Source organism: Streptomyces sp. NPDC048171 (assembly GCF_043202655.1).
In the GTDB taxonomy this organism is placed as follows: domain Bacteria; phylum Actinomycetota; class Actinomycetes; order Streptomycetales; family Streptomycetaceae; genus Streptomyces.
In genome coordinates, this window is sequence record NZ_JBIDAU010000001.1 from 179,300 (window position 1) to 205,256 (window position 25,957).

The following is a 25,957-nucleotide window of genomic DNA, read 5'->3' on the forward strand; positions in this document are numbered from 1 at the left end:
GGGCGGGCGGCGTCCGGCCCCCCCGGCTACTCGCCGAGGAAGCGCTCCAGGGCCTCCACGACGAGCCGGTGGTCGTCCACCTGCGGCAGCCCCGACACCGTGACCGAGCCGACCACGCCGACGCCGGCCACCGTGACCGGGAAGGAGCCGCCGTGCGCCGCGTACCGGTCGGGGTCGAGCCGCGACGACTCCTCGAACGTCGTGCCCTTGGCCCGGAAGCGTGAGCCGACCAGGTACGACGCCGAGCCGTACCGCTCCACCACCCGGCGCTTGCGCGCGATCCACGCGTCGTTGTCGGGGGTGGAGCCGGGCAGCGCGGCGTGGAAGAGCTGCTGCCCGGCGCGGTGGATGTCGATGGCGACGGGCGCCTGCCGCTCGCGGGCCAGTTCCACCAGCAGGGAGCCCAGCGTCCACGCGTCGTCGTGGGTGAACCGGCGGAAGACCAGGCGGCGTTCCTGCTCCTCCAGCTCCGCCACGTCCGGTACGGGCGTCTCGTTCCGTCCGGCGCTCACAGGGCCACCACCACTCCGTCGCGGGCGGACCGGCGGGCCGCCTCCAGTACGTCCAGGGCGTCGGCCGCCTCCCGCGCGTCCACCGGGTTCGGGCCGCCCTCCAGCAGGGCCTTCGCCACGCCCGCGTAATAGGCCGGGTAGTCGCCGGGGACGGTCGGCGCGGTTTCCCCGCCGCCGGTCACCGGGGACTCGCCGGAGCCCAGCCGGCCCCACAGCGCCTCGTCCTCCTCGCCCCAGCCGGGGCCGGGGCGGGCGCCCTCGCGCAGCGCCGCCTCCTGCGGGTCCAGGCCGTGCTTGACGTAGCCGGCCTTCGAACCGAGCACCCGGAAGCGGGGGCCGAGCTGGGCGGCGGTGGAGGAGACGTAGAGGTGGGAGCGGACGCCGCTCGCGTGGGTGAGGGCGATGAACGTGTCGTCGTCCGCCTCCGCGCCCGCGCGCCGGACGACGGACTCGGCGTACACCTGCGTGACCGGGCCGAACAGGACCAGCGCCTGGTCGACGACATGGCTGCCGAGGTCGTACAGCAGGCCCCCGATCTCCGCCGGGTCGCCGGACTCGCGCCAGCCGCCCTTGGGCTTCGGTCGCCAGCGCTCGAAGCGCGAATCGAAGCGCCACACGTCGCCCAGGGCGTCCTCGGCGATCAGCTCGCGCAGGGTCAGGAAGTCGTTGTCCCAGCGGCGGTTCTGGAAGACGGAGAGCAGCAGGCCGCGCTCCTCGGCCAGTGCCGCCAGCTCGCGCGCCTCGGCCGCCGTGCCCGCGACCGGCTTGTCCACCACGACCGGCAGACCGGCCTTCAGGGCCGTCGTCGCGAGCGGCACGTGCGTCTTGTTCGGGGACGCGATGACGACGAGGTCCAGCTCGGCGGCCCGTTCGAACAGCTCGTCCGGGGTCGCCACGGTCCGTACGTCCGGGAACTCGGCGCGGGCCTGCCGCTGCCGCTCCGGGTTCGAGGTGACGACGGTGTCCAGGGTCAGGCCCTCGGTGGCGGCGATCAGCGGGGCGTGGAAGACGGAGCCCGCGAGGCCGTAGCCGACGAGGCCGACCCGCAGCGGACCGCCGGGGGCGTGGGCGGGAGGAGTACCAGTCATGCCCCCCACTTTCGCAACGGTGTTGCCAAAGTGCAAGCGCCGGGGACAATGGGGGGCGTGAACGGAGCGAACGGCGGAGGTACGGCGGCGGGCGGGGGCCTGGGCGGCGACATCGGCGCGGGCGCCGGTCCGGGCGGTGGTGGGGACGTCGGTTCGGGCGGTGGTGGGGACCCCGGCGCGGGTGAGGGCAGGAGGGTCGACGCAGGCGTCGGCGCAGGCGTCGGTGGAGGCGCCGGCGGGCGGGCGGCGCGGGGTGGCGGCATGCGGGGCGGGGCCGGTGGGGCCAATCTGCTCGCCCTGCGCAGCCACAACACCGCCCTCGTCCTCGACCTGCTGCGAGGGGCCGGCCAGGAAGGCATCAGCCGGCTCGAACTCGCCGAGCGGACCGGGCTCACCCCGCAGGCGGTCAGCAAGATCACCGCCCGGCTGCGCGACCGGGGCCTGGCCGCCGACGCCGGCCGCCGGGCGTCCACGGGCGGCAAGCCGCGCACGGTGCTGCGCCTGGTGCCGGAGGCGGGCCACGCGGTCGGCGTGCACCTGGACCGGGACGAGCTGCGGGCGGTGCTGGTCGACCTCGACGGAACGGTGGTGGGGGAGCGGCGTGCGCCGTTGGACCTCGGCGCGGGGGCGGCCGACGTGGTGGAGGCGGTGGCCGGGGCGGCGCGGGAGCTGACCGCGGACACCCTGCGCCCGCCGGACGGCACCCTCGCCGCCGCGCCCACCCTCCTCGGCCTCGGCGTCGCCCTCCCCGGTCCGCTCGACCACGTCCGGGGTGTGCTGCACCGGGTCACCGGCTTCCCGGAGTGGGACGGCTTCCCCCTGCGGGACGCGCTGGAGCGGCGCCTGGGCGTGCCGGTCGTCGTGGACAAGGACACCAACGCGGCGGCGCTCGGCCTCACGGCGGGCGGTGCGGGCGGTGCGAGGGGCGGCGCGGTGGGCGGCGACGGCGGGTCCTTCGCCTACCTGCATCTCGGTACGGGGCTCGGTGCGGGCCTCGTCATCGGCGGCGGGGTGCACCGGGGCGCGCGGACCGGGGCCGGGGAGTTCGGGCACCAGGTGATCCAGCTGGACGGGCCGCCCTGCACCTGCGGCGCCCGCGGCTGCATAGAGGCCCTGTGCCTCGCCGCCGTCGGCCGCGGCGACCTCGCGGAAGCGGCGCGGGTGCTGGGCGCGGGCGCCGCGAACCTCGCCGGGCTGCTCGACATCGACCTGGTCCTGCTGGGCGGCCGTACCGTCGCCGCCGCACCCGACGCCTTCGTCCGGGGAGTGGGCGCCGTGCTCGACGCCCGGGCCCGGCGCGAGGGCGGCGAGGAGGGTGCCGTACCGGTGCGGATCGCGCCCGGCGGGGTGCGCGGGGTCGCGGAGGGCGCGGCCCAGCTGCTGCTCGCGCCGCTGTTCGGGCGGGGGGACGGCGGCTGAGCCGGGTACGCCGAACGAGCGCATCGCCGCCGCCGTTCGAGGGGCGTGCCCCGAACGGCGGTGCCGTGGGGCCGGACCCTCCGACACGCTCATGTGTTTATGCGACTGTTCACGCCCACGTCCCCCCGCCCGGTGGCGGCAGCCGCCCTGCTCGCCGCCTGCGCCGCCGTGTCCGCCGTTCTCGTGCCCGCCGTCCCCGCACACGCGGAGTCCCCGGCACCCCTGCCCGCCTGCACCGCCCCGGACGACCACACCTTCCCGCTCACCACCCGCGTCCACGGCGGCCCCGACCGCTACGAACCCGGCGGGGGCTTCGGCGTCTGGTACCTGGACCTCACCAACACCACCTCCCGCACCTGCTCGGGCGTCCATCCGGTCGTCGTCCTCGTCGACAAGGAGGGCGCCCTGGAGCCCTCGCAGCCCCAACTGGAGTTCTACGACGGCGCCGACCCCCGTACCGTCCGCTTCGAGAAGACCGACCGGCACGAACTGATCGGCGCGTTCGGTGAGGGCGAGGAGGGCGCCGAGGACGAGGACGTGAACGACGTGAATGAGGGCGACGGCGCGGCCACCGACCCCTTCGCCGGCTTCACCGTCGCCCCCGGCAAGACCCTCACCGTGAAGCTGCGCCTCTCGCTGACCTCGGACACCGCCCCCGGCGAGGTCACCGCCAACGCGGCGGTCGTCCAGCGCCGGGACGGCGACGGCGAGTGGATCGGCCAGTCGAACGACTACCGCTTCCGCGTCGGGCCGGGCGCCCCCGCCGACGTGCCCCCCGGCACCTCTCCCGACGCCTCCCCCGACGCCGGCGCCACCCCGGAGGACCGGAGCACCGGCACCCCCTCCGCCGACGAACTCGCCGGCACCGGACCCGGCCGGGTCGAGACGGCCCTGGCGGTCACCCTCCTCTTCTTCGCCGCCGGCGGCACGGCCGTACTGCTGACCCGCGGACGCCGCCGCTGACACCCGCCCCACCGATCCCACCGACCCCGCCGGCCCACCGCCCCACCAGTGCCCACCCCCGTCTGCGACCATCCCTGCGTGGACTATCCGAACGACCAGGCCCCCGGCGCCCCCGTCCGCTCCGGGATCCCGGAGCACGGCCGCGTGCCGAAGTACTACGCCGTCAAGGCGCGGATCGACCGTCTGGTCGGCGAGCTGGGGGAGGGCAGTGCCATCCCGACCGAGCGGGACCTCTCCGAGCGGTACGAGGTCGCCCGCGAGACCGTGCGGCAGGCGCTGCGCGAACTGGTCCTCGAGGGCAAGCTGCGCCGCCAGGGGCGCGGCACCGTGGTCGCCGGTCCCAAGCTGGCGCAGCCGCTCTCCCTGGCCAGTTACACCGAGGGCGTACGCCGCCAGGGACGCACCCCCGGCCGCGCGCTGGTCACCCTCGACCGCTTCCCCTGCCCCGACGCGCTCGCCGCCGAGACCGGCCTCACGCGCGGGGAGCCCGTCTGGCACCTGGAGCGGGTGCTGCTCGCCGACGACGAGCGGGTCGGCCTGGAGAGCACCTACCTCTCCGTGGCCCGGCTCCCCGACCTGGACAGCACCTTCGACCCGGACTCGTCCTTCTACTCCCACCTCGCCGGGCAGGGCATCGCCTTCGGCGACGCCGACGAACGCATCGAGACCGTGCTCGCCACCCCGCGCGAGGCGCTGCTCATCGGCACTCCGCCGGCCCTGCCGATGCTGCTCATCCACCGCGTCTCCCGGGACACGGAGGGGCTCCCGCTGGAGCGGGTCCGGACGCTCTACCGGGGCGACCGCTTCTCCTTCACCACCCACCTGCGCGGCTGAAAACCACTACTCGGCCAGCCTCTCGATTCATAACGAAAAGATAACGGGTCTAGCCCAAACGTGATGACCAGTTCACGCTCTCGTTGTCAGCCGGATTCCTCCGGTTCCCCCTTGGCAAGGAGCGTGGCCGTCGTGAGAGTGATAGTCGTCGGAGCCGGCGTGGTGGGCACCATGCACGCCTGGCACGCAGTGAACCGCGGCCATGAGGTCGTACAGATCGAGCGCGAGACGGAGGCCCGCGGCGCCTCGCTGCGCAATTTCGGCCAGATCTGGGTCAGTGGCCGCGCGGGCGGCGAGGAGCTGGAGACGGCGCTGCGGGCCCGGGAGCTGTGGGCGGAGATCGGCGCCCGGATCCCGGCGCTGGGCTTCCGCCCGAACGGCTCCCTCACCCCGGTCCGCGGCGACCTGGAACGCGCGGTCGCCGAGGCGGCCGTGGCCCGCCCGGACGCAGCCGCCCGGGGCCACAAGCTGCTCACCGCCGGTGAGGCGCGCGCCCTGAACCCCGCCCTGCGCGGCGATTTCGACGCCGCGCTGTACTGCGAGCGGGACGCCGCCGTCGAACCCCGCACCGCCCAGCTCGCCCTGCGCGCCGAACTCAACCGGTCCCCGAAGTACACCTTCCTGCCCGGCCGCGAGGTCCGCGACGTCATCGGCGAGAACGCCGTCCGCGACGACCACGGCGACGTCCACACCGGTGACGCCGTCGTCCTGTGCACCGGCGCGTGGCTCGGCGGCCTGGTCCGCGAGCTGGCCGGGCCGGACCTGCCGGTGCGGCGGGTCCGCCTCCAGATGATGCAGACCGACCCCCTCGGCGAAGCGCTCACCACCTCGGTCGCCGACGCCGACAGCTTCCGCTACTACCCCGCCTACGGCTCGCCCGCCCTGGACGAGCTGAACGCGCGGCAGCCGCAGCCGGCCACGGCCGCGGAACACCGGATGCAGCTGCTGATGGTGCAGCGCGCCGACGGCGGACTGACCATCGGCGACACCCACGAGTACGAGCACCCCTTCGCCTTCGACACCGTCGAGGACCCCTACGACCACCTCACCGGCGTCGTCGAGTCCCTCCTCGGCCGGCCGCTGCCCAAGGTCCGCCGCCGGTGGGCCGGGGTGTACGCGCAGTGCACCGACACGAGCCGCGTCGTGCACCGGCAGCGCGTGCGCGACGGGGTGTGGCTGGTCACCGGGCCCGGCGGGCGCGGCATGACCTGCTCACCCGCGATAGCCGAAACCACCGCGAACGAACTGGGTTGGTGACAGCACCCATGACCATGACCACCACAGACATCCGCCTCGTCGTCCTCGACATGGCCGGCACCACCGTCGCCGACGGCGGCCTCGTCGAGCGCGCCTTCGACGCCGCCGCCCGCGAACTGGGCGTCGAGCCCGGCACCCCGGACCACGCCGAGAAGCTCGACTACGTCCGCGCCACCATGGGCGAGTCCAAGATCTCCGTCTTCCGGCACCTGTTCGGCGACGAGGACCGCGCCCAGCACGCCAACACCACCTTCGAGAAGGCGTACGGCGAGCTGGTCGACGGAGGCCTGATCGCCCCCGTCCCCGGCGCCCGCGAGGCCGTCGAGGAGCTGACCGCGGACGGCCGTACCGTCGTCCTGACCACCGGCTTCGCCCGCGTCACCCAGGACGCCATCCTCGACGCGCTGGGCTGGCGCGACCTGGTGCCGCTCACCCTGTGCCCCGCCGACGCGGGCGGACGAGGACGGCCGTACCCGGACATGGTGCTGGAGGCGTTCCTGCGCACGAAGGCCGCCGACGCCGTACGCCAGGTCGCCGTCGTCGGCGACACCTCGTACGACGTGCTCAGCGGCGTACGGGCCGGCGCGGGACTGGTCGCCGGGGTGCGCACCGGGGCCCACGGCGACGACGCCTTCCGCGAGGCGGGCGCCGGACACGTCCTCGACTCGGTCGCCGGCCTGCCCGCCCTCCTGCGGGGAGTCGACGGCTGATGAGCACCACGAGCAGCGGCATCCGCTTCGACTCGGTCACCGTCGCCTACGACGGCAACGTCGTCCTCGACGCCCTCGACCTCACCGTCGAACCAGGCGAGGTGATGGCGCTGCTCGGGCCGTCCGGATCCGGTAAGACCACCGCGCTGCGGGCGGTCGCCGGGTTCGTACGGCCCGCCTCGGGGCGGGTGCTCCTCGGCGACCGCGACGTCACCGACCTGCCCCCGCACCGGCGGGGCATCGGCATGGTCGTCCAGCAGTACGCGCTCTTCCCGCACATGCGGGTGGAGGACAACGTCGCCTTCGGACTCCGCGCCCGCAAGGTCCCCCGGGGCGAGATCCGGGAACGGGTCGCCGAGGCGCTGGACATGACCGGCATGGGCGGCTACGCGCGCCGCCACCCCCGCGAACTGTCCGGCGGCCAGCAGCAGCGCGTCGCCATCGCCCGCGCGCTCGCCATCCGGCCCGGCGTCCTGCTCCTCGACGAACCCCTCTCCGCGCTCGACGCCCAGCTCCGCTCCGGCATGCTCGCCGAACTGGCCCGCCTGCACCGCGAGCTGCCCGACGTGTCGATCCTCTACGTCACCCACGACCAGGTCGAGGCCCTGACCCTCGCCGACCGGATCGCGGTCATGGACCGGGCGAGGCTGCGCGCGTGCGGGACGCCGAGGGAGCTGTACCGGGCGCCGGCCGACGAGTTCACGGCGTCCTTCGTGGGCGGCGCGAACCTGCTGCCGGTGACCGTCGGAACCGGGGGAGTGTCCTTCGCGGGCGCGGACATCAAGGTCGACACGGGGGGTGCCGTGCGGGGCGCGTCGGCCGTCCTGTGCGTGCGGCCGCATCTCGTCGGGCTCGGGGACGGGCCCAACCGGCTCACCGGGACGCTGGGGGAGGTGCAGTGGCGGGGGGCTACACATCGGCTGTTCGTCGACGTGGGTGGACATCGGGTGATGGCCGACCTGCGTGAGCTCAGGGATCCGCCCGCTCACGGCGACGAGGTGACGTTGCATTTCGCGCCGGACGACGGAGTGCTGCTGCCCGCTGGGGTGGACCATGGCTGAGGTTGCTCGTAAGCCGCGGGCCGTGGGTGGCTGGTCGCTCCCCGGCGGCGGCGGCCGCAAATCGAGCACAGCCCCGCGCCCCTCCGGGGCGCTGTTGTGGGCATTGCCTCCAGTGATCTTGCTCGGGCTCTTCTTCCTCTACCCGCTCACCCTCGTCGTCCAGCAGTCCTTCCAGCCCGACAGTGGCGGGACCTCCCTGGAGCCGTACGCCGACGTGTTCGCCTCGTACGCGTTCCGGGAGGCGTTGTGGACCACCGTGTGGCTGGCGGTGGCCGCCACCGCCGGGTGCCTGGTGCTCGGGTTCGTGCTCGCGCTGGTCATCGCGTTCGTGCCGTTCCCCGGGGCGAAGGCGGTCGCCCGCTTCATCGACGTCTTCCTGTCCTTCCCGTCCTTCCTGATCACGCTGGCCCTGCTGTTCATCTACGGCACGGTCGGCATGGCCAACGGGCTGTGGACCGACGCCACCGGGGCGTCCGAGGGACCCTTCCAGTTCCTCACCACGCCCTGGGGCGTGCTGCTCGCGGAGATCACGTACTTCACGCCCTTCGTGGTGCGCCCGCTGCTCGCCGCGTTCTCCCAGCTGGACACCGCCCAGCTGGAGGCGGCCAGTTCGCTCGGCGCCCGCGCCCCGCGCATCGTCCGGCGGATCATCCTGCCGGAGGCGCTGCCCGCCCTCGCGGCCGGCGGCAGCCTCGTCCTGGTGCTGTGCCTCAACGAGTTCGGCATCGTGCTCTTCACCGGCGCCAAGGGCGTCACCACCCTGCCGACGCTCGTGTACAGCAAGGCCATGCTGGAGTCCGACTACCCGGGCGCCTGCGTGGTCGCCGTCGTCAACGTCCTGATCTCCGTGGGCCTGTACGGCCTCTACCGGGTGGTGAGCCGCCGTGCTGGTGCATAGCCGCAAGGCGAGGTGGGCCGTGTGGGTGCTCTTCCTCGTCCTCTTCCTGCCCCTCTTCGCGCTCCCCCTGCTCGTGGTCCTGGGCGCGTCCTTCGCCACCCACTGGTCCAGCATCCTGCCGTCCGGCCCGACGACCGCCAACTACCAGGCGGCGACCCGCGGCGAGGCCCTCCAGGCCCTCACCACCAGCCTGGTCACCGCGCTCGTCGCGAGCCTGCTGGCGCTGGCCGCCGGCACCTGGGCCGCGCTCGCCGCCGCCGCGCTGAAGAAGCGCCACCGCAAGATCATGGACGCCCTCTTCGTCCTGCCGGTCGCCGTGCCCTCCGTCGTCGTCGGCCTGGCGATCCTGGTCGCCTTCTCCCAGCCGCCCTTCCTCCTCAACGGCACCCGCTGGATCGTGATCGTCGCCCACACCGTGCTGGTCACCGCCTTCGCCCACCAGTCGGTGTCCGCGGCGATCACCCGCCTCGACCCGGCGTACGAGCAGGCCGCCGCCTCCCTCGGCGCCTCCCCCGCGCGCGTCCTGCTGCGGGTGCGGCTGCCGCTGCTGCTGCCGTCCCTGACCGCCGCCGCGGGCCTCTGCTTCGCCCTGTCCATGGGCGAGCTGAGCGCCACGATGATGCTCTACCCGCCGGACTGGACCCCGCTGCCGGTCCTCGTCTACGCGGCCACCGACCGCGGCGCCCTCTTCACCGGCTCCGCCGTCGCCGTGGTCCTGATGGCGGCCACCCTGCTGGTGCTGCTCGCCGTCTCCCGCATCCGCACCAGGGCCTCCTACCGCTAGCCGACCGAATTCGCCGTCGCTCTTCCCTCTTCTCCCGTCTCCCGTCTCCCGTCTCCCGTCTCCCGCAAGGAGTTCACCTCGCCATGCCCGGGAAGCCCCTCCTGCCGCTCGCCGCCGTCTGCCTCCTCGCCCTCCCCCTGACCGCCTGCGGCGGCAACTCAGCAGCCTCCGACGAGAACGTCGTCACCGTCTACAGCGCCGACGGCCTCAAGGGCGAGAACGGCGACGGCTGGTACGACCAGGTCTTCAAGGACTTCGAGAACGAGACCGGCATCAAGGTCGAGTACGTCGAGGGCGGCTCCGGCGAGATGGTCCAGCGCGCCACCCGCGAGAAGCGCAACCCGCAGGCCGACGTGCTCGTCACCCTCCCGCCCTTCATCCAGCAGGCCGACGGCAAGGGCCTGCTCCAGAAGTACGCCCCCAAGGGCGTCGACCAGGTCAGCGGCGCCGACAAGGCGGCGAACGGCACCTGGACCGCCGTCGTCAACAACTACTTCGGGTTCGTCCACAACACCAAGGAGCTCAAGCAGGCCCCCGCCACCTGGGAGGACCTGCTCGACCCGACGTACGAGAACAAGCTCCAGTACTCCACCCCCGGCGTCGCCGGCGACGGCACCGCCGTCCTCATCAAGGCCATGCACGACTTCGGCGGCGAGAAGCCGGCCATGGACTACCTCAAGAAGCTCCAGGCCAACAACGTCGGCCCGTCCGCCTCCACCGGCAAGCTCGCCCCCAAGGTCGACAAGGGCGAGCTGCTGGCCGCCAACGGCGACGTGCAGATGAACTTCGCCCAGTCCAAGTCCATGCCGAACCTCGGCATCTGGTTCCCCGCCCGCGAAGGCGGCAGGCCCACCACCTTCGCCCTGCCCTACGCGGCCGGCCTGGTCTCCGACGCCCCGCACGACGAGAACGGCAGGAAGCTCCTCGACTACATGCTCGGCCGGAAGGCCCAGCGCCAGGTCAGCGAGGTCGGCGGCGGCTTCGCGGCCCGCCAGGACGTCAAGGCCACCGACGCCAACGCGATCGCCCTGGCCAAGCTGATGGACGGCGTCGAGGTCTTCGAACCCGACTGGAACGACATCGAGGAGAACCTCACCTCGTATGTCGACGCGTGGAAGTCCGCCACCGGCAGCTGACGACAACTGGTTCCGGGTGATCGGCGGGGTCGCTCCGACCGGCTCCTGATTAGGCTGTGGGGCGTCGGTACGCCGTGGTTCCGGCGCCCCCGCCCATGCCCCACCGCACGCCAGGAGTTCGTCGCAATGGCAGACCGCAAGCCCATCGAGTCGTGGCTCACCGACATGGACGGCGTCCTCATCCACGAGGGCGTGCCGATTCCCGGGGCCGATGCCTTTATCAAGAGGCTCCGGGAGTCCGGCAAGCCCTTCCTGGTCCTCACCAACAACTCGATCTACACCCCGCGCGACCTGCACGCCCGGCTGCGCCGGATGGGCCTGGAGGTGCCGATCGAGTCGATCTGGACGTCGGCGCTGGCCACCGCCCAGTTCCTGGACGACCAGCGGCCCGGAGGGTCGGCGTACGTCATCGGCGAGGCCGGTCTGACCACGGCCCTGCACGACATCGGCTACATCCTCACCGACCACGACCCCGACTACGTGGTCCTCGGTGAGACGCGTACGTACTCCTTCGAGGCCATGACCAAGGCGGTCCGGCTGATCAACGCCGGCGCCCGGTTCATCTGCACCAACCCCGACGAGACCGGCCCCTCCACCGAGGGTCCGCTCCCGGCGACCGGCGCGGTCGCCGCGCTGATCACCAAGGCGACCGGCAAGCAGCCCTACTTCGCCGGCAAGCCCAACCCGCTGATGATGCGCACCGGGCTCAACGCGATCGGCGCCCACTCCGAGACCAGCGCGATGATCGGCGACCGCATGGACACCGACGTGCTGGCCGGCATGGAGGCGGGCATGCAGACCTTCCTGGTTCTGACCGGCCTGACCCGGCCCGAGCAGGTCGAGCACTTCCCGTACCGCCCCTCCAAGGTGGTCGACTCCATCGCGGACCTCGTCGAACGGGTCTGACCCGGCCTTCGGTAAACCCGAGATCGCCCGGTGTGACCCGAACGGAGCAGCCCGCCCCCCGCGCAGGATGCGGGGGCGGGTCCCGCGGGGGAGTCTCCAGACAACTGGAGGTACACGATGGGCTCACTGAAGGTCACTCTCTGTGCCGGGGCCGCCCTGGCGGCGGCGCTCGCACCGGTCTCGCCCGTGTACGCGACCGACGGCGGGGGCGTCTCGGTGTCTCCGTCCTCGCCCGCGCCCGGCGGCGATGTCGAGCTGCGCGTGCCCGACTGCACCGAGAGGACGGCGGTCGCCGTGTCGGCGGCGTTCGTCTCCGAGGCACGGCTGACCGTGGCCGCGGACGACGGCGTCCTCGTCGGCACCGGCACGGTCCGTTCCGGCATGGAGGCAGGCGTCTACGCCGTGCGGGTCACGTGCGGCGGCGACGCCCGCGAGGGCACCGTCAACGTCGAGCGGCGGCGCCCGGCCGCACCCGCCTCTCCCGTCGCCCCCGTCCCCGCGGGCGGCGGCGGCAGCGCCCGGCTGGCCGCCGACGGCGGCGGCGAGGAGGCCCGCCCCGAGCCCCCCGGCACCGCGCACACCGTGACCGGCCTGGTCCTCGCGGGCATCGCCGCCGTCGCCGTCGCACTGCGCGGCGTCCGCAGCCGGAGCCGCGGGACGGACTGACCATGTCCCGACAGGACGCGCGAGGCACCACCGCCCCCGGCGGCCGCCTGGTGACCGGCATCGCCTGGACCGTACTGCTCCTCGGGCTGTGGCTGTGGGGCCGCGAGGCCACCGACGTGCGCGAGGGCATATCCCGGCCCGCCACCGGCGACATGGCGGCGGCCGGCCGGCCCCCCGACGTACCGCTGCCGCCCGCCCACGCACCCCTCGACGACGCCCGGCCGCAGCAGCTCGACGTCCCCGGCCTCGACATCAGCGCCCCGGTCCTGCCCAGCGACCTCGACGCCCAGGGCGCCATCGAACCCCCGCCGTTCGACCGGGCGGGCTCCGTCGGCTGGTACGCGGCCGGCGTCACCCCGGGCGCGGCCGGGACGGCGCTGATGGTGGGCCACGTCGACACCGAGACCCGGCCCGCCGTCTTCTACGAGCTGAGCGCCCTGGAGCCCGGCGAGACGGTCCGGGTGACCCGCGACGACGGCGGGACCGCCGAGTTCACCGTCGACGACGTCCAGGTCCTCACCCGCACCGGCTTCGACGCCCAGCAGGCCTACGGCCCCCGCACCACGGGCCGCGCCGAACTCCGCCTGATCACCTGCGGCGGCACCTTCGACCGCACCACCAACAGCTACACGGCCAACGTCGTCGTCTCCGCCTACCTCACCGGAGCCGACTCCTAGCACAGCAACCGGCGCCCGGTCCCGGAACCGCTCGAGTGCCGGAGGCGTATGTCAGGATTGAGCCTCGCAACGCACCCAGGGGGGTTGGATGTACGGCAGCAGGGGGGCCGCGACGTTGTCCACGAGGCGGACGGCGGCGGCGATGCTCGGCGCGGCACTGCTGCTCGCGGGCTGCTCCTCCTCCGGCGACGGAGAGGACAAGGGCGGCAACGCGGGCGCCGGGATCACGCAGCAGCCCAAGGAGGCCGACCCGTTCTGGGTCAACCCCGACGGCACCGCCGCGCAGCAGGTCGCCTCGCTGGCCGAGGCCGGCAAGAAGGACCAGGCCGAGCAGATCCGCAAGATCGCCCAGCAGCCGACCGGCGAGTGGCTCAGCCCGGAGAACCCCGAGGAACAGGCCCGCGGCTTCACCGAGGCCGCCGACGAGGCCGGGCGTACCGCGCTGCTCGTCCTCTACAACATCCCCCACCGCGACTGCGGCCAGTACTCGGGCGGCGGCGCCGCCGACGGCAACGCCTACCGTGACTTCGTCGACGGCGTGGCCAAGGGCATCGGCGACCGCTCCGCCACGGTCGTCCTGGAACCGGACGCCGTGCTCCACCTGGTGGACGGCTGCACCCCGGAGCAGTTCCACGAGGAGCGCTACGCCCTCCTCAACGAGGCCATCGGCAAGCTCACCGCCCTGAAGAACACCAAGGTGTACCTGGACGCGGGCAACGCCGGCTGGGGCCACCCCGACCAGATCTTCGACCCGCTGAAGCGGGCCGGCATCGACAAGGCGGACGGCTTCTCGGTCAACGTGTCGAACTTCTACACCACCGAGGACTCCGTCGCCTACGGCAAGCAGCTCTCCGCCAAGGTCGGCGGCAAGCCCTTCGTCATCGACACCAGCCGCAACGGCAACGGCCCCTACACCGGCGGCAACCCGGACGAACGCTGGTGCAACCCCCCGGGCCGCGCCCTGGGCGAAACCCCCACGACGAAGACGTCCGACCCCCTGGTCGACGCCTACGTCTGGGTCAAGCGCCCCGGGGAGTCGGACGGCGAATGCAAGGGCGGCCCGAAGGCGGGCGAGTGGTACCCCGACTACGCCCTGAAACTGGCACAGGGATAGCGCCCCTGAGGGGCGCGGGGCTGTGACATGTGCGGCTCCGCCGCGGGAGCGCGACAAGCCACCGCGCTCCCGCACCCTGGGGACACAACCCGCGGGAGCGCTACGGCACCCTCACCCACTGCGCCTTGGAAGGCGTCCCCTCCCCATCGGTCACGAACATCATGTACCACCCCGACTGAACAAGGTTCTTGTTCTCCGGCACCGTCACCGTCAGCTTGTCCCCGTCCGCCGTGAAGTCCAACGCGATCGACCGCTGATCCACGTCAGTGACATGCGTTGAGGCGCTCGGCCGGATCAACCGCACCTTCTTCACCGTCGACGCCGCCCGCGAGGTGAACGTCCCCGACTCTCCCCGCGCGATGGTCTGCGGCCCGCCGGACAGATCCGGCCGCGAGTCCCGGTAGAGATACGGCGGCGTGTAGATCTCGACCCGCTGCTCGAACTCGCCCGGCTTGGTGTTGGCCTTGTCCGCGTAGAGCGAGTCCGACCCGAAGAACATCAGGCGCCCGTCGGGCAGCAGGATCGAACCGGAGTGGTAGTTCCGGCCCACCAGCGGATCGGCCACCCGCTCGAAGTCGTTCGTGCCCGGGTGGTACATCCGGGCCTGCAGGATGTTGGAGTCGCCGCGGCCCCGGTAGTCCTCCGAACCGCCGGAGACCAGCACGCTGTCGTCGGGCAGGACCGAGGCCTGCGGGTAGCGCGTGCCCTTCTCCATGGCCGGTCCGTCCACGAACTTCGGGTCGTCCGCCTTGAGATCGATGAGCCGGGTCTTCTCGCTGGACAGCTTGGACTCGCCGACCCCGCCGCCCCCGATCACCATGTACTTCTCGTCCTGCGCCGGCGGCAGCAGCACGGTGTTCGCGGTCTCCAGCATGTCGGCGTCGCTGAGACCGGGCACCTTGGTGAACTTGTTGGTGTCCACGTCCCAGATGCCGGGGTCGCGGCCCACGTCGTCGGGGCCGTAGCCGGCGTTCGCGCCCGAGTAGAAGATCTTGCCGTTCTGCATGAGGAACAGCGCCGGGTACGTCGGGAACTGGCGGACCTTGTCGGTGTAGGTCCACTCCTTGGTCTCCGGGTCGTAGATCTCGTTCTTGCCCGGGACCAGCTGGCCGATGTCGTCGAGGCCGGAGACGCTGAGGATCTTGCCGTCGCTCAGGGTGGTGAGCGTCGGGTACCAGCGGGCCTCGTGCATCGGGTCGACCTTGATGTACTTCTCGGCGACCGGGTCGAACTCGAAGGCGTCCCGGATCCCCTGGAAGTCCTTCTTGTCGAGGGCGAGCTTCTGCGCGATGCCGTAGGTGTTGCGCGCGTCCGTGCCCGACAGGCCCTGGACGCGGTAGTTGTCCTGCGTACCGGTCTCGTACTTGGCGCCGCTGCGCTGCGCCTCGACGTAGATCCGGCCGAGGCCCGGGTCGTTGCGCACGAACGCGCCGGTCTGCGGGTCGAAGACCTTCTTGGCGCGGGGCACCAGGACTGGGTCCTTGGAGACGAAGGTCTTGCCGTTCTCCTTGCCGGTGAACTTGGTGCCCGCCGGCAGGGTGATCGGCTGGTCCGGGTTCTCGTTGTGGACGATCATCAGGCCGCCGGCCTTGGTGACGTCGCCCTTGAGCTTCTCGTACCGCTTGGTGCCGCCCGCGATCAGCAGGTTGCCGTTGGCGAGCTGGGTGTGGCCGGTGCAGAACAGGTCGGCCGGCGTCGGCACCTTCTTGATGGTGCCCTTGACGGGGTCCCAGATCCGGGTGTCGAACTTCTTGTCGTCGAAGTTGTCCTGGTTGTTGCCCGACCCGGCGACGAGCAGCACCTTGCCGGTGCGCAGCAGCGCCGCGTGGATGGTGTTCTGCCGGTACTTCTCGGGAAACTCGACGATCTCCCACTTGCCGTTGGCGGCCTTGTACTCCGGCTGATTGATCTTGTACTGGTGGTATTTCTCGGTTCCGAAGCGGTAGAGCCACGGTCCGTTCATTCCGGCCAGCGCTACTACCACCGCCGTACCTATCGCGAAGCGACGGGCGCGGCGGCGGCCGGCACGGTCTTTCATTCCTTACGTCCCCCAAGTCCACCAAGGGCGATCTGCATGGTCTGGTCGTCGCCCCCGTCGGCGGAGGCTGCCCAGCTGGGCTTCTGCTGCGGCGCGTGCGGGGCGTACGGCGTGTACGCCTGCTCGGGCGCCATGTGCTGCGCCGGGACCCCCGGCGATGGCTCGGCGGCGACGGCCGGCGGCCGCTTCTTCGCCTTCCGCAGTTCGTGGCGCCAGGCGAACATCGGCGACGCGGTGATCAGCAGCGCGAACGTCGCCCAGATGATCATCGCGGGGTGGGAGTGCCCGAGGACGAAGCCGGCGGTGATCGACGCGGCGAAGATCACGATGAAGTACCAGTGGTACCGGAAGGTCCCGAACAGGGTGTCCGGGCTGGCCGAGTCGCCCTTCGGGGTCACCACGAACTTGCTCTTGCGGCGCAGCACGGAGTCGATGAGCGCCTTGGCGTACAGCGGCGCCGACAGCGCGGACATGATCATGCCGGCCACACCGCCGGAGCCCTCCGGCTCGTGCGGCGAGACGTTGTGCCGGCGGTTCCAGACGTAGAGGCCGATCTGGAGCGCGGAGGCGTTGCCGTAGAGCATCAGCCAGACCGCGGGGTCGATGTTGACGCCGGAGGCGCCCAGGCCCAGGAACAGGCAGCAGCTCAGCGCCGCCAGGATCCAGTTCAGGGCCGACATCGGGTAGAAGATGATCATCATCGTGTAGTTGAAGAGCTTGCTCGGCGGCAGCGAGTACCAGCCCTTCCAGTACTGCTTGAGGATCGTCTCGTACGTCCCTCGCGACCAGCGCATCTGCTGGGTGAAGAAGTCCGTCCAGGCGTTCGGGCCCTCGCCCACCGCGAGCACGTCCGGGGTGTAGACCGAGCGCCACTTGCGGCCCGTGGCCGGGTTCTTGTGGCGGTGGATCTCGAAGCCGGTCGCCATGTCCTCGGTGATCGAGTCGTACAGCCCGCCGATCTGCTTGAGCGCGCTGATGCGCACCGCGTTCGAGGTGCCCACGAACATGGGGGAGCCGTACCGGTTGCCCGCGCGCTGGATCAGCGCGTGGAAGAGGAACTGCTGCGACTCGGCGGCCTTGGTGATCGGGTTGTCGTAGTTGCCGTAGACCTGCGGGCCGATGACGAAGCCGACGTCCGGGTCGCGGAAGAAGCCGAGCATCCGCTCCAGGTAGTTGGGCAGCGGCACGTGGTCGGTGTCGACGGAGGCGAAGAAGTCGTAGTCGTTGCCGTGCGCGTCCAGCCAGGCGTTGTAGTTGCCGTGCTTGGTCTTGGCGCGGTGCGGGCCCTTCTTCCGGTTCCACTTGGAGACGCCCTTGCGGGAGAAGTGGTGCACGCCCAGGCGCGCGCAGACCTCCTTCACCTCCGGGTCGTCGCCCTCGTCGAGGAGCCAGACGTGCATCAGACCGCGGTGGCGGATCCGCACGGCCGCCTCCAGGGTCTTCGTCACCATCTCCAGCGGCTCCTTGCCGGGCACGAAGGAGGTGAGGAAGGCGACCCGGGTGCCGGTCTCGGGCACCACCGGGACCGGGTCGCGGGCGACCAGGGTGGCGTGCGCGTTCGACAGGACGTTCAGGCAGCGGAAGAGTTCGATCAGGCCGATCGCCACGAGCATCACGATGTCGAGCGTGGGCAGCCAGTCGAAGGCGGGGTAGTCGCGCTCGGTCCAGTGCGTGGGCTGGAGCAGCCAGACCAGCAGCACCACCGACAGCAGCGGGGCGGCGGCCAGCATCAGCGCGACCCGGACGCGGTGCGGCTCCTGGGATATGAGCGAGCGGTACTGGACCTTGTACGGCTTGGTCGGATCGGGCTGGGTGAGGGGGCCCGCCAGCCGGCTGTAGTGCTCGTAGTCGTACTTCGGCAGGGTCTTGCGTATCCGGCGGAATGAACCGGTGTTCCAGGTCCTGTGCCCGGGCACCCTGAGCTGGGTGGTCTGTGACGGGTCGTGGCCCTGTCCGTCGCCCGTCGGCGTCGACGTCATGTGTTGTCCCCCCACACGCGGGTCATGCGTGTTTCGTTGGTCCTTGCCTGCAACGGCCCCCCTCGGCCGACACACACCTTATATAGACATGGAACGAGAGCCCCCGGTTGCATGACGCCCCTCGGCGTCCGGCCCCCCGAACCGGACCAGGTTTCTACGGTGATCGTCATGATCGCAAGGCGTTCGGAACCCGGATATGCCGAAGGCCCCCCGTGTGATACGAGGGGCCTTCGGCCGTCTGTGCGCCGCCAGGGACTCGAACCCCGGACCCGCTGATTAAGAGTCAGCTGCTCTAACCAACTGAGCTAGCGGCGCCTGCTGACCTGCACAACTCTACCCGATGCCGGACGGTGCTCCGGACCACCCGGGAGTCCGCCCCGAGGGGACCCGTTACATCATTCGGACCGTCAACATGCGAATGAGGAGACCAGTTGAGAAACTGACGGACATGTACCGAAGTGCACCGCCGCGGACATTTCGATCGGGAGTGTGAGGGGAATCGCATGGAGACTCCCGTATTCGAGGAATTCGACGCCGCGAGCGACTGCGACTGCCCCGGTTGCCGGCACCGGACGCGCGTCCCGCCGCATTCCCCGACGGGCCGGCGCACGCTGATCGTGGCCACCGCCACCGCCGCCGCAGTGGGGGCGAGCGGAGCCGCCGCGCTCCCGGCCGCCGCCCACGCACCCCTGCGACCGGGCGTCCCCGCAGATGAGGAGCCGGACACCCCGCAGGGCGGCAGGGCCCCGCTGCACGGTCCGGCGGGCCGGCCCGCGCCCGCGCCCGGCACGCAGCTGGCCACCATCAGCCGTACGGAGATCATCAACCGGGCCAAGACCTGGGTCACCGCGAAGGTGCCGTACAGCATGACCGCCTACTGGTCCGACGGATACCGGCAGGACTGCTCGGGCTATGTCTCGATGGCCTGGAAACTGCCGACGAACGAATGGACCGGAAGCCTCGGCACCGTCGCCGACCGGATCACCAAGAGCGAACTCCAGCCCGGCGACATTCTGCTCTTCCACAACGCGTCCGACCCCCAGAAAGGCTCCCATGTGGTGATCTTCGGCGGCTGGACGGACGGCACGCGCACCGCCTACACGGCCTACGAGCAGACCCCGCCCAACGCCCGGAAGCTCGCGACGCCCTACGCCTACTGGAGCAATTCCGCGAAGTACCTGCCCTACCGCTACAAGGGCGTCGCGGCGAGCCCGGTGAGCACGGCGGGCGGGGCGCCGGCCGCGGCCTCCCGCTACCCGGGGGCGTCGTCCTTCGGGCCCGGCGCCAACAACCGGCACGTCACCGAGCTGGGCCGGATGCTCACCGCGCGCGGCGCCGGACGCTTCTACTCCTCCGGGCCCGGTCCCCGCTGGTCGGAGGCGGACCGCAGGGCGACCGAGGCGTTCCAGCTGGCCCAGGGCTGGCGCGGCCGGGAGGCCGACGGACTGCCGGGTCCGGGTACCTGGCGGCTGCTGGCCGAGGGCCGCGGCAAGGACGTCCCGGCCGCGGCCACGGGCCCCGCCTCGCACGGGGTGGCCGGCTACCCGGGCCGGGCGATGTTCCGGCCGGGTGCGGAGAACCCGTACGTCACCCGGCTCGGCGGGCAGCTCGTGCGGAAGGGGTTCGGCAGGTACTACACGACCGGACCGGGTCCGCGCTGGAGCGAGGCGGACCGGCGGGCCGTCCAGGCCTTCCAGCGCACCCAGGGCTGGCGCGGTGGCGCGGCGGACGGCTATCCGGGCCCGGAGACCTGGCGGCGGCTCTTCTCCTGACCGCCCGCCCCGAGGTGATCACCCGTTCATGAGGCGTCTGGCGCGGAGGCTGGAGCACGCATGAGTACGACATCGTCAACGAACCCGCAGGGCACGGCCCCGGCCGCCGACGGTCCCTCGCCGGCCGCGGAGACCGGCCACCGGCCCGCCCGGCTGATCCGGACCGAGGCCACCACCGAGATCCCCGTCCACCTGCTGTTCCGCGACGACCCCGATCCGGCGCCGGTGCCGTTGCGGCCCGCGGTCGTGGGCCGTCGGCAGGGCACCGGCGAGCAGCCCCGGACGCGGCGGCCCGAGGCGGCGCGACCGCGTCCGGTACCGCAGGTCGACCCGGAGCTGACCGAGCGTCCGGCGCGGGTGCTGCCCGGCGCGGCGGGGGTGGCCGCCGGGTTCTGCGGGGCGGCCGGGTGCGCGGTCACCTCCTGGTGGGCCGGGCTCGTACCGCCGCTCGCGGCGCAGGCGCTGGGGCTGCCGGCGTACGCCGGTGCCGGGCTCGGGCCCGCGCAGTGGGCGGCGTACGCGGCCGCGGGGGCGCTCGGGATGTTCGGGTTCGGCGGGCTGGCCCGGGGCCGGACCGGACGGGCCTGGGTGCTCGGACTGTTCGGCCGCTACCGGGGGACCGTCCGGCGCACCGGCCTGATGTGGGTGAACCCGCTGCTGCTGCGCCGCCGGGTCGACGTGCGGCTGCGGCACTGGCGCAGCGAGCCGATGCCCGCGGCCGACGGCAACGGGGTCGCGCTGAGGGCGGTGACGCTGGTGGTGTGGCGGGTGCGGGACACCGCGAAGGCCACGCTGGGCGTCGAGGACCACGAGACGTATCTGCGCGAGTGCGTCGAGGCCGCGCTGGCCCGGGTCCCGGTGGAGCCGCTGGGCACGGTCCGCAGCGCGGCCGACGTGGCCGGCGACACGCTGACCCGGCTGGTCGCGGCGGACGCGGCGCCGGTCGGTCTGGAGGTGTTCTCGGTGCGGCCGGTCCGGGTGGAGTACGCCCCGGAGGTCGCCGCCGCGATGCACCGGCGCCGGATCGCCGCGCTGGACGCGGCCCAGCGGGCCAGCGTGCTGACCTCGGTCGTGGACTCGGTGGAGGACACGGTGACCCGGCTGACCGTGCGGGGGCTGGTGGAACTGGACGACTACGAGCGCAAGATGCTGGTCAAGGACCTGACGGTGGCGTTCTGCGCGGGGCGCGGGGACACCGGGCACTGAGCGGCGGGCGGGTTCCGCTATTGGTATGGACATGTTCAACTAACGGCAATAATCTGAGACTTGGTCTAGACCTGCACGGCTCACTGAACTTCCCCACACGTCACAGGGAGCAGCAGTATGCGCACAAGGACCAAGATCTACGCCGCCGCGGTGGGTATGGCGACCACCGGAGCCCTCGTGCTCTCGTCCGGCGGCGCCACCGGTCACGGCTACACCGACCTGCCCGTCAGCCGGCAGAAGGTGTGCCAGAACGGCACCGTCAGCGGGTGCGGCTCCATCCAGTGGGAGCCGCAGAGCGTCGAGGGCCCCAAGGGCTTCCCGGCGGCCGGGCCGGCCGACGGGAAGATCTGTTCCGCGGGGGTCGGCTCGTTCGCCCCGCTGGACAGCCCCAAGCAGCCCAACGGCCAGGCGTGGCCCGCCACCAAGGTGAACGGCGGGCAGAGCTACACCTTCCGCTGGCAGTTCACCGCCCGGCACGCCACGACCGACTTCAAGTACTACGTCACCAAGCCGGGCTGGAACCAGAACCACAACCTGGCCCGGTCCGACCTCAACCTGACACCGTTCTTCACGGTGCCCTACAACAACCAGCAGCCCCCGGCCACGCTCTCCCACACCGGCACCGTGCCGTCCGGGCTGAGCGGACGCCACGTGATCGTCGCGGTCTGGACGATCGCCGACACGGGCAACGCGTTCTACGCGTGCTCGGACGTCACCTTCTGATCGGGCGCGAACGAGCAAGATCCCCCTCGCCGGAGCGAGGGGGATCTTGTGCTGTGCGCCGCCAGGGACTCGAACCCCGGACCCGCTGATTAAGAGTCAGCTGCTCTAACCAACTGAGCTAGCGGCGCATGACTCCCGCCGTCCGCTTCACGCGGTCGGCGACGACGAAAATACTACCCGGTCCCTGGGGGTGCTCCCGACCACCCCCGGCCACCGGGGCCGCGCTAGATCGTCAGCGACAGCAGCACCGGCGCCGCGTTCCGGTTCAGCTCGTCCGCCGCCTCGCGCAGCCGGTGCGCCTGCTCCACCGGGAGCGACAGGGCCAGACAGCCCACGGAGGAGCCGGCCGTGATCGGGACGGCCGCGCAGACCGTGCCCACCGCGTACTCCTGGAGGTCGAGGACCGGCACGGTGGGCGGCTGGGACTCCAGCCGTGACATCAGGAGCGCGTCGCTGGTGATGGTGCGCGAGGTCAGCCGGGCCATCCTGTGCCGGGCCAGATGGTCGCGGCGGCCCGCGTGGTCCAGCTGGGTCAGGAGGCTCTTGCCGACCGCGGTGGCGTGCGCCGAGACCCGGAAGTCCACCCACTCGTTGACCTTGGGCGTGGCCGGGCTGTCGGCGTACTGGGTGACGCTGACCTCGCCGTCGACGTACCGGCTGATGTAGACGGCGGCGCCCACCGAGTCGCGCAGCCGGTCCAGGGTGCGCTGGAGCTTGTCCCGCACCGCCTGCTCGCGTCCGTCGGCCGAGCCCAGGCGGGCCAGGGCCTCACCGCTGACGTACGCGCCGTCGGCGGTCTGCTCGACGTAGCCCTCGCGGCGCAGCATGCGCAGGAGCGCGGTCAGCCGCTCCTGGTCGAGACCGGAGCCGCGGCCCAGTTCGGCGGCGGTGACTCCGGAGCTGTGCCGCGTCACCGTCTCCAGGACGCGCAGGGCGTCCTGGGCCGAGTGGTGCGGCGCGGTCGGCCTGTGCTGCAGCGCCACGGTGGTCTCCCCCTGCGCTCGCTGGTGCATCCCGGCTTTCACGATAGCCGCCAAGAAGCCTCTCGTGAGGGCTTGTTGACCGGATTCCGGGGCCCTCATCTGCGGCGCAGGCCCTCTGGCACATGCCGGTGGCCTGCCCCAACGCCCCGACCTCGGACGTTGGGGCAGGCGCCCCGTGCAATTACAGGACCGCGCTGAGAAACTCCCGCGTCCGGTCGTGCTCCGGCTCGCTGAAGATCTTCTCGGGCGGGCCGGCCTCTATGACCCGGCCCGAGTCGAACATCAGCACCTGGTCCGAGATGTCCCGGGCGAAGTTCATCTCGTGGGTGACGCACAGCATGGTGATGTCCGTGCTGCGGGCGATGTCCCGGAGCAGGTCGAGGACGCCCGCGACCAGCTCGGGGTCGAGCGCCGAGGTCACCTCGTCGAGGAGCAGCACCTTCGGCCGCATCGCCAGCGCCCGGGCGATCGCCACCCGCTGCTGCTGACCGCCGGAGAGCTGGGCCGGGTGGGCGTCGCACTTGTCGCCGAGGCCCACCATGTCGAGCAGCTCCTTGGCCCGCTCCACGGCCTCGTCCTTGGACAGGCCGAGCACGGTGACCGGCGCCTCGGTGATGTTGCGCAGCACCGTCATGTTCGGGAACAGGTTGAACTGCTGGAACACCATCCCGATCTGCTTGCGCACCTCCCGACGCTCCTTCTCGGTCGCCGGGAACAGCTTCTGCCCGTCCACGGTGATCGTGCCCTCGTCGGGCTTGAGCAGCGTCATCAGCAGCCGCAGGATCGTCGTCTTGCCCGAGCCGGACGGCCCGATCAGGGTGACGTGCTTGCCCGCGTCCACGGCGAAGTCGAGGTTGTCGAGGACGGTGTTGTCCCCGAACCGCTTGGTGACCCGCTCCAGGCGGATCAGCTCGGAGCCGCCTCGGTCGGGGCTCTTCTCGGGGTTGGGGAGAGTGTCAGTGGACAAGGCGTCGCTCCAGGGCTCGCAGGGCAAGGGAGGCCAGGTAGGAGATGATGATGAAGGCCACACCGATCACCGTCAGGGGCTCGGTGAACTGGAAGTTCTGCTGCGAGAACAGCCGGGCCTCGCCGAGCATCTCCAGCACCGTGATCGCCATCAGCAGCGGCGTGTCCTTGAGCATGGAGATCACGTAGTTGCCGAGGGCGGGCACCACGCGGCGGATGGCCTGCGGCAGGATGACCGCCGTCCACGTCCGCGCGAGCGGCAGGTTGAGCGCCGTCGCGGCCTCCCACTGGCCGACCGGCACCGCCTCGATGCCGGCCCGGTAGACCTGCATCGTGTACGTCGAGTAGTGCAGGCCGATGGCGACCACACCGGTGGTGAGCGCCGAGAAGGTGATGTTCCACTCGGGCAGCACGTAGAAGAGGAAGAACAGCTGCACCAGCAGCGGAGTGTTCCGGATGAACTCGGTGACCACCCCGATCGGCCAGGTCACCCAGCGGCTCGGCACCCGCATCAGCAGCGCCCACACCAGGCCCAGGCCGAACGAGACCAGCGAGCCGAGGACCAGGATCTGCAGGGTGACCAGCAGACCGTCCCAGAAGTGCGGCATGAAGTCGGAGACCGCGCTCCAGTCCCAGTTCACGACACACCACTTCCCTCAGGCACGGGCACGGCCACCGTCTTCTTCCGCGGTGCCTTGCCGACACCCGCCTTGAGCTTCTTCTCCAGGCCGCGCATCACGCGCGTGAGCAGGAAGGCGATCACGAAGTAGATCAGCAGGATGTACGTGTAGATCTCCGCGCTCTCCTGGAGCGCCAGCCGCACCAGGTTGCCGCTGAACGCCAGGTCTCCCATGCCCATGATCGAGACCAGGGCGGTGCCCTTGAGCAGCTCGATCAGCAGGTTGGAGAACGGGGGGATCATCTCCGGCACGGCCTGCGGCAGCAGGATCAGCCTCATCCGCTGCCAGGGAGTGAAGCTCAGCGCGATGCCGCCCTCCCGCTGCGCCGGGTCGACCGCGGCGAGCGAGCCGCGCACGATCTCGGAGCCGTACGCCCCGTAGGTCAGGCCGAGCGCCAGCGTGCCCGCCCACATCGGCACCAGCTGCCAGCCGAAGGCCGGGGGCAGCACGAAGAACACCCAGAAGATCATCACCAGCGCGGAGGTGCCGCGGAACACCTCGGTGTAGAAGCCCGCGAGGAAGCGGACGACCCACAGCCGGTGGGTGCGCGCGATGCCGACCACGAAGGAGACGGCCGTCGCCAGCAGGGTGCTGAAGAAGAGCAGCTGGATGGTGACCCAGACGCCCTGGAGTACGAGTTCCCACAGTCCCGAGGTCATCCGCCGCACAGCTCCTTCGCGGTCAGATCGGTCATCTCGTTCTCGGTGAAACCGAAGGGCTTGAGGATGCGCAGCAGTTCGCCGCTCTTCTTGAGCTTCTGCAGTTCGACGTTGAAGGCGTCCCGCAGGTTCGTCTCGTCCGGGCGGAAGGCGAAACCGCCGCCGTCGACGTGCGGCTTGCCGTCGACCAGGGGCGCGAACGCCTCGGTCGCCTCCGCCTTGCTGGACTTCTTGACCACCTCGCGGACGGTCAGCGCCGTTCCCGCGAAGACGTCCACGCGCCCGGACTCGACGGCGTTGAGGCCGGCCACCTGGTCGGGGACGATCAGGATGTCGTCCTCCTTGTACCCGTGCTCCACCGCGTAGGCGATCTCGGCGTAGCCGGTGCCGGTCGCGAACTTGGCCTTCTTCTCGACGACGTCCTTGTAGTCGCGCAGCCCGAGCGGGTTGCCCTTGCGCACGATGTACGCGTCGAGCATCTGGTAGTCGGGGTCGGAGAAGATGACCTGCTGGCAGCGTTCGGGGTTGATGTACATCCCGGCCGCCACGACGTCGAACTGCTGCGACGCCAGCCCCGGGATGAGCGAGCCGAACTCCGTCGGCACCGGCTGCACCCGGTCCACTCCGAGGCGCTTGAAGATGACCTTGGCCAGCTCCGGTGCCTCGCCGGTCAGCTCACCGTTCTTGTCGATGTAGCCGAAGGGGATCTCGCCCGCGATGCCGAGCCGGGCGACGCCCTGTGCCCTGAGCCGGTCGAGAAGGTCACCGCCTTCCACGTCGGACGCGGTGGCCACCCGCGAGCAGCCGGCCGCTCCCAGTGCGCCGAGCGCCGCGACCCCCGCGAGCAGCGACCGGCGTGTGGGCCCGGCTGTCCTGGACCTTTGGTCGGATATACCCCATGGCGGGGTTCTGTGTGGTGGAGCCAT

Annotated in this window: 25 protein-coding genes and 2 tRNA genes; 16 read left to right on the plus strand and 11 right to left on the minus strand. The window is 71.7% G+C overall.

Features of this window, described 5'->3' with window-relative positions; genetic code table 11:
• Positions 1 to 26: 26 nt before the first annotated feature.
• A complete protein-coding gene (locus tag ACGF3J_RS00800) occupies positions 27 to 512 on the minus strand; it encodes a heme-degrading domain-containing protein (RefSeq protein ID WP_161325785.1) in 486 nt (161 codons plus the stop codon).
• The gene (locus tag ACGF3J_RS00805; protein ID WP_161325788.1) at positions 509 to 1,600 is read right to left on the minus strand and encodes a Gfo/Idh/MocA family oxidoreductase; all 1,092 of its coding nucleotides are present in this window, start codon (positions 1,598 to 1,600) and stop codon (positions 509 to 511) included. The genes ACGF3J_RS00800 and ACGF3J_RS00805 overlap by 4 nt, the downstream gene beginning before the upstream one ends.
• Before the next feature lie 261 nt (positions 1,601 to 1,861).
• Here ACGF3J_RS00805 and ACGF3J_RS00810 point away from each other — a divergent pair, with 261 nt between their 5' ends.
• The 13 genes from ACGF3J_RS00810 (at position 1,862) to ACGF3J_RS00870 (ending at position 14,025) form a co-directional block, all read left to right on the plus strand.
• Positions 1,862 to 3,019: an ROK family transcriptional regulator gene (locus tag ACGF3J_RS00810; RefSeq protein WP_161329230.1), complete on the plus strand. Its 1,158-nt coding sequence runs from the start codon at positions 1,862 to 1,864 to the stop codon at positions 3,017 to 3,019.
• A gap of 99 nt (positions 3,020 to 3,118) precedes the next feature.
• A complete protein-coding gene (locus ACGF3J_RS00815) occupies positions 3,119 to 3,982 on the plus strand; it encodes a hypothetical protein (RefSeq protein WP_161332418.1) in 864 nt (287 codons plus the stop codon).
• Between the two features lie 78 nt (positions 3,983 to 4,060).
• Entirely contained in the window at positions 4,061 to 4,816 is a 756-nt protein-coding gene (locus ACGF3J_RS00820) for a GntR family transcriptional regulator (protein WP_161332417.1), read from the plus strand.
• Positions 4,817 to 4,948: 132 nt separating this feature from the next.
• A complete protein-coding gene (locus ACGF3J_RS00825; protein ID WP_161332416.1) occupies positions 4,949 to 6,073 on the plus strand; it encodes a TIGR03364 family FAD-dependent oxidoreductase in 1,125 nt (374 codons plus the stop codon).
• Positions 6,074 to 6,081: 8 nt separating this feature from the next.
• Complete coding sequence (locus ACGF3J_RS00830; RefSeq protein ID WP_161332415.1) at positions 6,082 to 6,783, plus strand: HAD family hydrolase; 702 nt, start codon at positions 6,082 to 6,084, stop codon at positions 6,781 to 6,783.
• Positions 6,783 to 7,844, plus strand: coding sequence for an ABC transporter ATP-binding protein (locus tag ACGF3J_RS00835; RefSeq protein ID WP_161332414.1), 1,062 nt, complete (start codon positions 6,783 to 6,785; stop codon positions 7,842 to 7,844). Before ACGF3J_RS00830 ends, ACGF3J_RS00835 begins: the two co-directional genes overlap by 1 nt.
• Entirely contained in the window at positions 7,837 to 8,742 is a 906-nt protein-coding gene (locus ACGF3J_RS00840) for a 2-aminoethylphosphonate ABC transporter permease subunit (protein WP_161332413.1), read from the plus strand. Before ACGF3J_RS00835 ends, ACGF3J_RS00840 begins: the two co-directional genes overlap by 8 nt.
• Positions 8,729 to 9,526, plus strand: coding sequence for an ABC transporter permease subunit (locus ACGF3J_RS00845; protein WP_346346327.1), 798 nt, complete (start codon positions 8,729 to 8,731; stop codon positions 9,524 to 9,526). The genes ACGF3J_RS00840 and ACGF3J_RS00845 overlap by 14 nt, the downstream gene beginning before the upstream one ends.
• 83 nt (positions 9,527 to 9,609) lie before the next feature.
• Positions 9,610 to 10,662, plus strand: a complete 1,053-nt coding sequence (locus tag ACGF3J_RS00850; RefSeq protein ID WP_161332412.1) for a 2-aminoethylphosphonate ABC transporter substrate-binding protein — start codon at positions 9,610 to 9,612, stop codon at positions 10,660 to 10,662.
• 126 nt (positions 10,663 to 10,788) lie between these two features.
• Positions 10,789 to 11,568 (plus strand): HAD-IIA family hydrolase, encoded by a 780-nt coding sequence (locus ACGF3J_RS00855; RefSeq protein ID WP_125493642.1) that lies wholly within the window; start codon positions 10,789 to 10,791, stop codon positions 11,566 to 11,568.
• A 117-nt stretch (positions 11,569 to 11,685) separates the two neighbouring features.
• Positions 11,686 to 12,234 carry a hypothetical protein gene (locus ACGF3J_RS00860; RefSeq protein ID WP_393853316.1) on the plus strand — a complete coding sequence of 183 codons (549 nt, stop codon included), beginning with the start codon at positions 11,686 to 11,688 and terminating at the stop codon, positions 12,232 to 12,234.
• Positions 12,235 to 12,236: 2 nt separating this feature from the next.
• Complete coding sequence (locus tag ACGF3J_RS00865) at positions 12,237 to 12,911, plus strand: class F sortase (protein WP_161331229.1); 675 nt, start codon at positions 12,237 to 12,239, stop codon at positions 12,909 to 12,911.
• 88 nt (positions 12,912 to 12,999) lie between these two features.
• On the plus strand, positions 13,000 to 14,025 hold the full coding sequence (locus ACGF3J_RS00870) for a glycoside hydrolase family 6 protein (RefSeq protein ID WP_393853317.1): 1,026 nt from the start codon (positions 13,000 to 13,002) through the stop codon (positions 14,023 to 14,025).
• Positions 14,026 to 14,125: 100 nt separating this feature from the next.
• Here ACGF3J_RS00870 and ACGF3J_RS00875 read toward each other — a convergent pair whose 3' ends face one another.
• The 3 genes from ACGF3J_RS00875 to ACGF3J_RS00885 all read right to left on the minus strand — a co-directional run bounded on the left by ACGF3J_RS00875 (position 14,126) and on the right by ACGF3J_RS00885 (position 18,357).
• On the minus strand, positions 14,126 to 16,063 hold the full coding sequence (locus ACGF3J_RS00875) for a galactose oxidase-like domain-containing protein (protein WP_393853318.1): 1,938 nt from the start codon (positions 16,061 to 16,063) through the stop codon (positions 14,126 to 14,128).
• Positions 16,060 to 18,042: a glycosyltransferase family 2 protein gene (locus tag ACGF3J_RS00880; RefSeq protein WP_161331226.1), complete on the minus strand. Its 1,983-nt coding sequence runs from the start codon at positions 18,040 to 18,042 to the stop codon at positions 16,060 to 16,062. The genes ACGF3J_RS00875 and ACGF3J_RS00880 overlap by 4 nt, the downstream gene beginning before the upstream one ends.
• Positions 18,043 to 18,283: 241 nt before the next feature.
• Positions 18,284 to 18,357, minus strand: a tRNA-Lys gene (locus ACGF3J_RS00885).
• 188 nt (positions 18,358 to 18,545) lie between these two features.
• Between ACGF3J_RS00885 and ACGF3J_RS00890 the strand changes: the two genes are divergently transcribed.
• The 3 genes from ACGF3J_RS00890 (at position 18,546) to ACGF3J_RS00900 (ending at position 21,743) form a co-directional block, all read left to right on the plus strand.
• On the plus strand, positions 18,546 to 19,814 hold the full coding sequence (locus ACGF3J_RS00890) for a peptidoglycan-binding protein (RefSeq protein WP_161331225.1): 1,269 nt from the start codon (positions 18,546 to 18,548) through the stop codon (positions 19,812 to 19,814).
• Positions 19,815 to 19,874: 60 nt separating this feature from the next.
• Positions 19,875 to 21,020 carry an SPFH domain-containing protein gene (locus tag ACGF3J_RS00895; protein ID WP_161331224.1) on the plus strand — a complete coding sequence of 382 codons (1,146 nt, stop codon included), beginning with the start codon at positions 19,875 to 19,877 and terminating at the stop codon, positions 21,018 to 21,020.
• Positions 21,021 to 21,137: 117 nt separating this feature from the next.
• Positions 21,138 to 21,743, plus strand: a complete 606-nt coding sequence (locus ACGF3J_RS00900) for a lytic polysaccharide monooxygenase (RefSeq protein WP_161331223.1) — start codon at positions 21,138 to 21,140, stop codon at positions 21,741 to 21,743.
• A 54-nt stretch (positions 21,744 to 21,797) separates the two neighbouring features.
• Here the strand turns inward: ACGF3J_RS00900 and ACGF3J_RS00905 are convergent.
• The 6 genes from ACGF3J_RS00905 to ehuB form a co-directional block, all read right to left on the minus strand.
• Positions 21,798 to 21,871: transfer RNA gene (locus tag ACGF3J_RS00905), tRNA-Lys, on the minus strand.
• 96 nt (positions 21,872 to 21,967) lie between these two features.
• Positions 21,968 to 22,726, minus strand: a complete 759-nt coding sequence (locus ACGF3J_RS00910; RefSeq protein ID WP_161331222.1) for an IclR family transcriptional regulator C-terminal domain-containing protein — start codon at positions 22,724 to 22,726, stop codon at positions 21,968 to 21,970.
• Positions 22,727 to 22,907: 181 nt separating this feature from the next.
• Positions 22,908 to 23,693 (minus strand): ectoine/hydroxyectoine ABC transporter ATP-binding protein EhuA, encoded by a 786-nt coding sequence (gene ehuA / locus ACGF3J_RS00915; protein ID WP_393853319.1) that lies wholly within the window; start codon positions 23,691 to 23,693, stop codon positions 22,908 to 22,910.
• Complete coding sequence (ehuD, locus tag ACGF3J_RS00920) at positions 23,683 to 24,333, minus strand: ectoine/hydroxyectoine ABC transporter permease subunit EhuD (protein ID WP_161331220.1); 651 nt, start codon at positions 24,331 to 24,333, stop codon at positions 23,683 to 23,685. The genes ehuA and ehuD overlap by 11 nt, the downstream gene beginning before the upstream one ends.
• On the minus strand, positions 24,330 to 25,031 hold the full coding sequence (ehuC, locus tag ACGF3J_RS00925; protein WP_161331219.1) for an ectoine/hydroxyectoine ABC transporter permease subunit EhuC: 702 nt from the start codon (positions 25,029 to 25,031) through the stop codon (positions 24,330 to 24,332). The genes ehuD and ehuC overlap by 4 nt, the downstream gene beginning before the upstream one ends.
• Positions 25,028 to 25,957 (minus strand): ectoine/hydroxyectoine ABC transporter substrate-binding protein EhuB, encoded by a 930-nt coding sequence (ehuB, locus tag ACGF3J_RS00930; RefSeq protein ID WP_202558750.1) that lies wholly within the window; start codon positions 25,955 to 25,957, stop codon positions 25,028 to 25,030. The genes ehuC and ehuB overlap by 4 nt, the downstream gene beginning before the upstream one ends.

What these genes read in the sequence shown, in the direction of transcription:
- ACGF3J_RS00805 (WP_161325788.1), bottom strand. Translation starts at nt 1,600, where the DNA reads ATGACTGGTACTCCTCCCGCCCACGCCCCCGGCGGTCCGCTGCGGGTC.
- ACGF3J_RS00810 (WP_161329230.1), top strand. Translation starts at nt 1,862, where the DNA reads ATGCGGGGCGGGGCCGGTGGGGCCAATCTGCTCGCCCTGCGCAGCCAC.
- ACGF3J_RS00815 (WP_161332418.1), top strand. Translation starts at nt 3,119, where the DNA reads ATGCGACTGTTCACGCCCACGTCCCCCCGCCCGGTGGCGGCAGCCGCC.
- ACGF3J_RS00830 (WP_161332415.1), top strand. Translation starts at nt 6,082, where the DNA reads ATGACCATGACCACCACAGACATCCGCCTCGTCGTCCTCGACATGGCC.
- ACGF3J_RS00835 (WP_161332414.1), top strand. Translation starts at nt 6,783, where the DNA reads ATGAGCACCACGAGCAGCGGCATCCGCTTCGACTCGGTCACCGTCGCC.
- ACGF3J_RS00840 (WP_161332413.1), top strand. Translation starts at nt 7,837, where the DNA reads ATGGCTGAGGTTGCTCGTAAGCCGCGGGCCGTGGGTGGCTGGTCGCTC.
- ACGF3J_RS00850 (WP_161332412.1), top strand. Translation starts at nt 9,610, where the DNA reads ATGCCCGGGAAGCCCCTCCTGCCGCTCGCCGCCGTCTGCCTCCTCGCC.
- ACGF3J_RS00855 (WP_125493642.1), top strand. Translation starts at nt 10,789, where the DNA reads ATGGCAGACCGCAAGCCCATCGAGTCGTGGCTCACCGACATGGACGGC.
- ACGF3J_RS00860 (WP_393853316.1), top strand. Translation starts at nt 11,686, where the DNA reads ATGGGCTCACTGAAGGTCACTCTCTGTGCCGGGGCCGCCCTGGCGGCG.
- ACGF3J_RS00865 (WP_161331229.1), top strand. Translation starts at nt 12,237, where the DNA reads ATGTCCCGACAGGACGCGCGAGGCACCACCGCCCCCGGCGGCCGCCTG.
- ACGF3J_RS00870 (WP_393853317.1), top strand. Translation starts at nt 13,000, where the DNA reads ATGTACGGCAGCAGGGGGGCCGCGACGTTGTCCACGAGGCGGACGGCG.
- ACGF3J_RS00875 (WP_393853318.1), bottom strand. Translation starts at nt 16,063, where the DNA reads ATGAAAGACCGTGCCGGCCGCCGCCGCGCCCGTCGCTTCGCGATAGGT.
- ACGF3J_RS00880 (WP_161331226.1), bottom strand. Translation starts at nt 18,042, where the DNA reads ATGACGTCGACGCCGACGGGCGACGGACAGGGCCACGACCCGTCACAG.
- ACGF3J_RS00890 (WP_161331225.1), top strand. Translation starts at nt 18,546, where the DNA reads ATGGAGACTCCCGTATTCGAGGAATTCGACGCCGCGAGCGACTGCGAC.
- ACGF3J_RS00895 (WP_161331224.1), top strand. Translation starts at nt 19,875, where the DNA reads ATGAGTACGACATCGTCAACGAACCCGCAGGGCACGGCCCCGGCCGCC.
- ACGF3J_RS00900 (WP_161331223.1), top strand. Translation starts at nt 21,138, where the DNA reads ATGCGCACAAGGACCAAGATCTACGCCGCCGCGGTGGGTATGGCGACC.
- ehuC (WP_161331219.1), bottom strand. Translation starts at nt 25,031, where the DNA reads ATGACCTCGGGACTGTGGGAACTCGTACTCCAGGGCGTCTGGGTCACC.
- ehuB (WP_202558750.1), bottom strand. Translation starts at nt 25,957, where the DNA reads ATGGCTCCACCACACAGAACCCCGCCATGGGGTATATCCGACCAAAGG.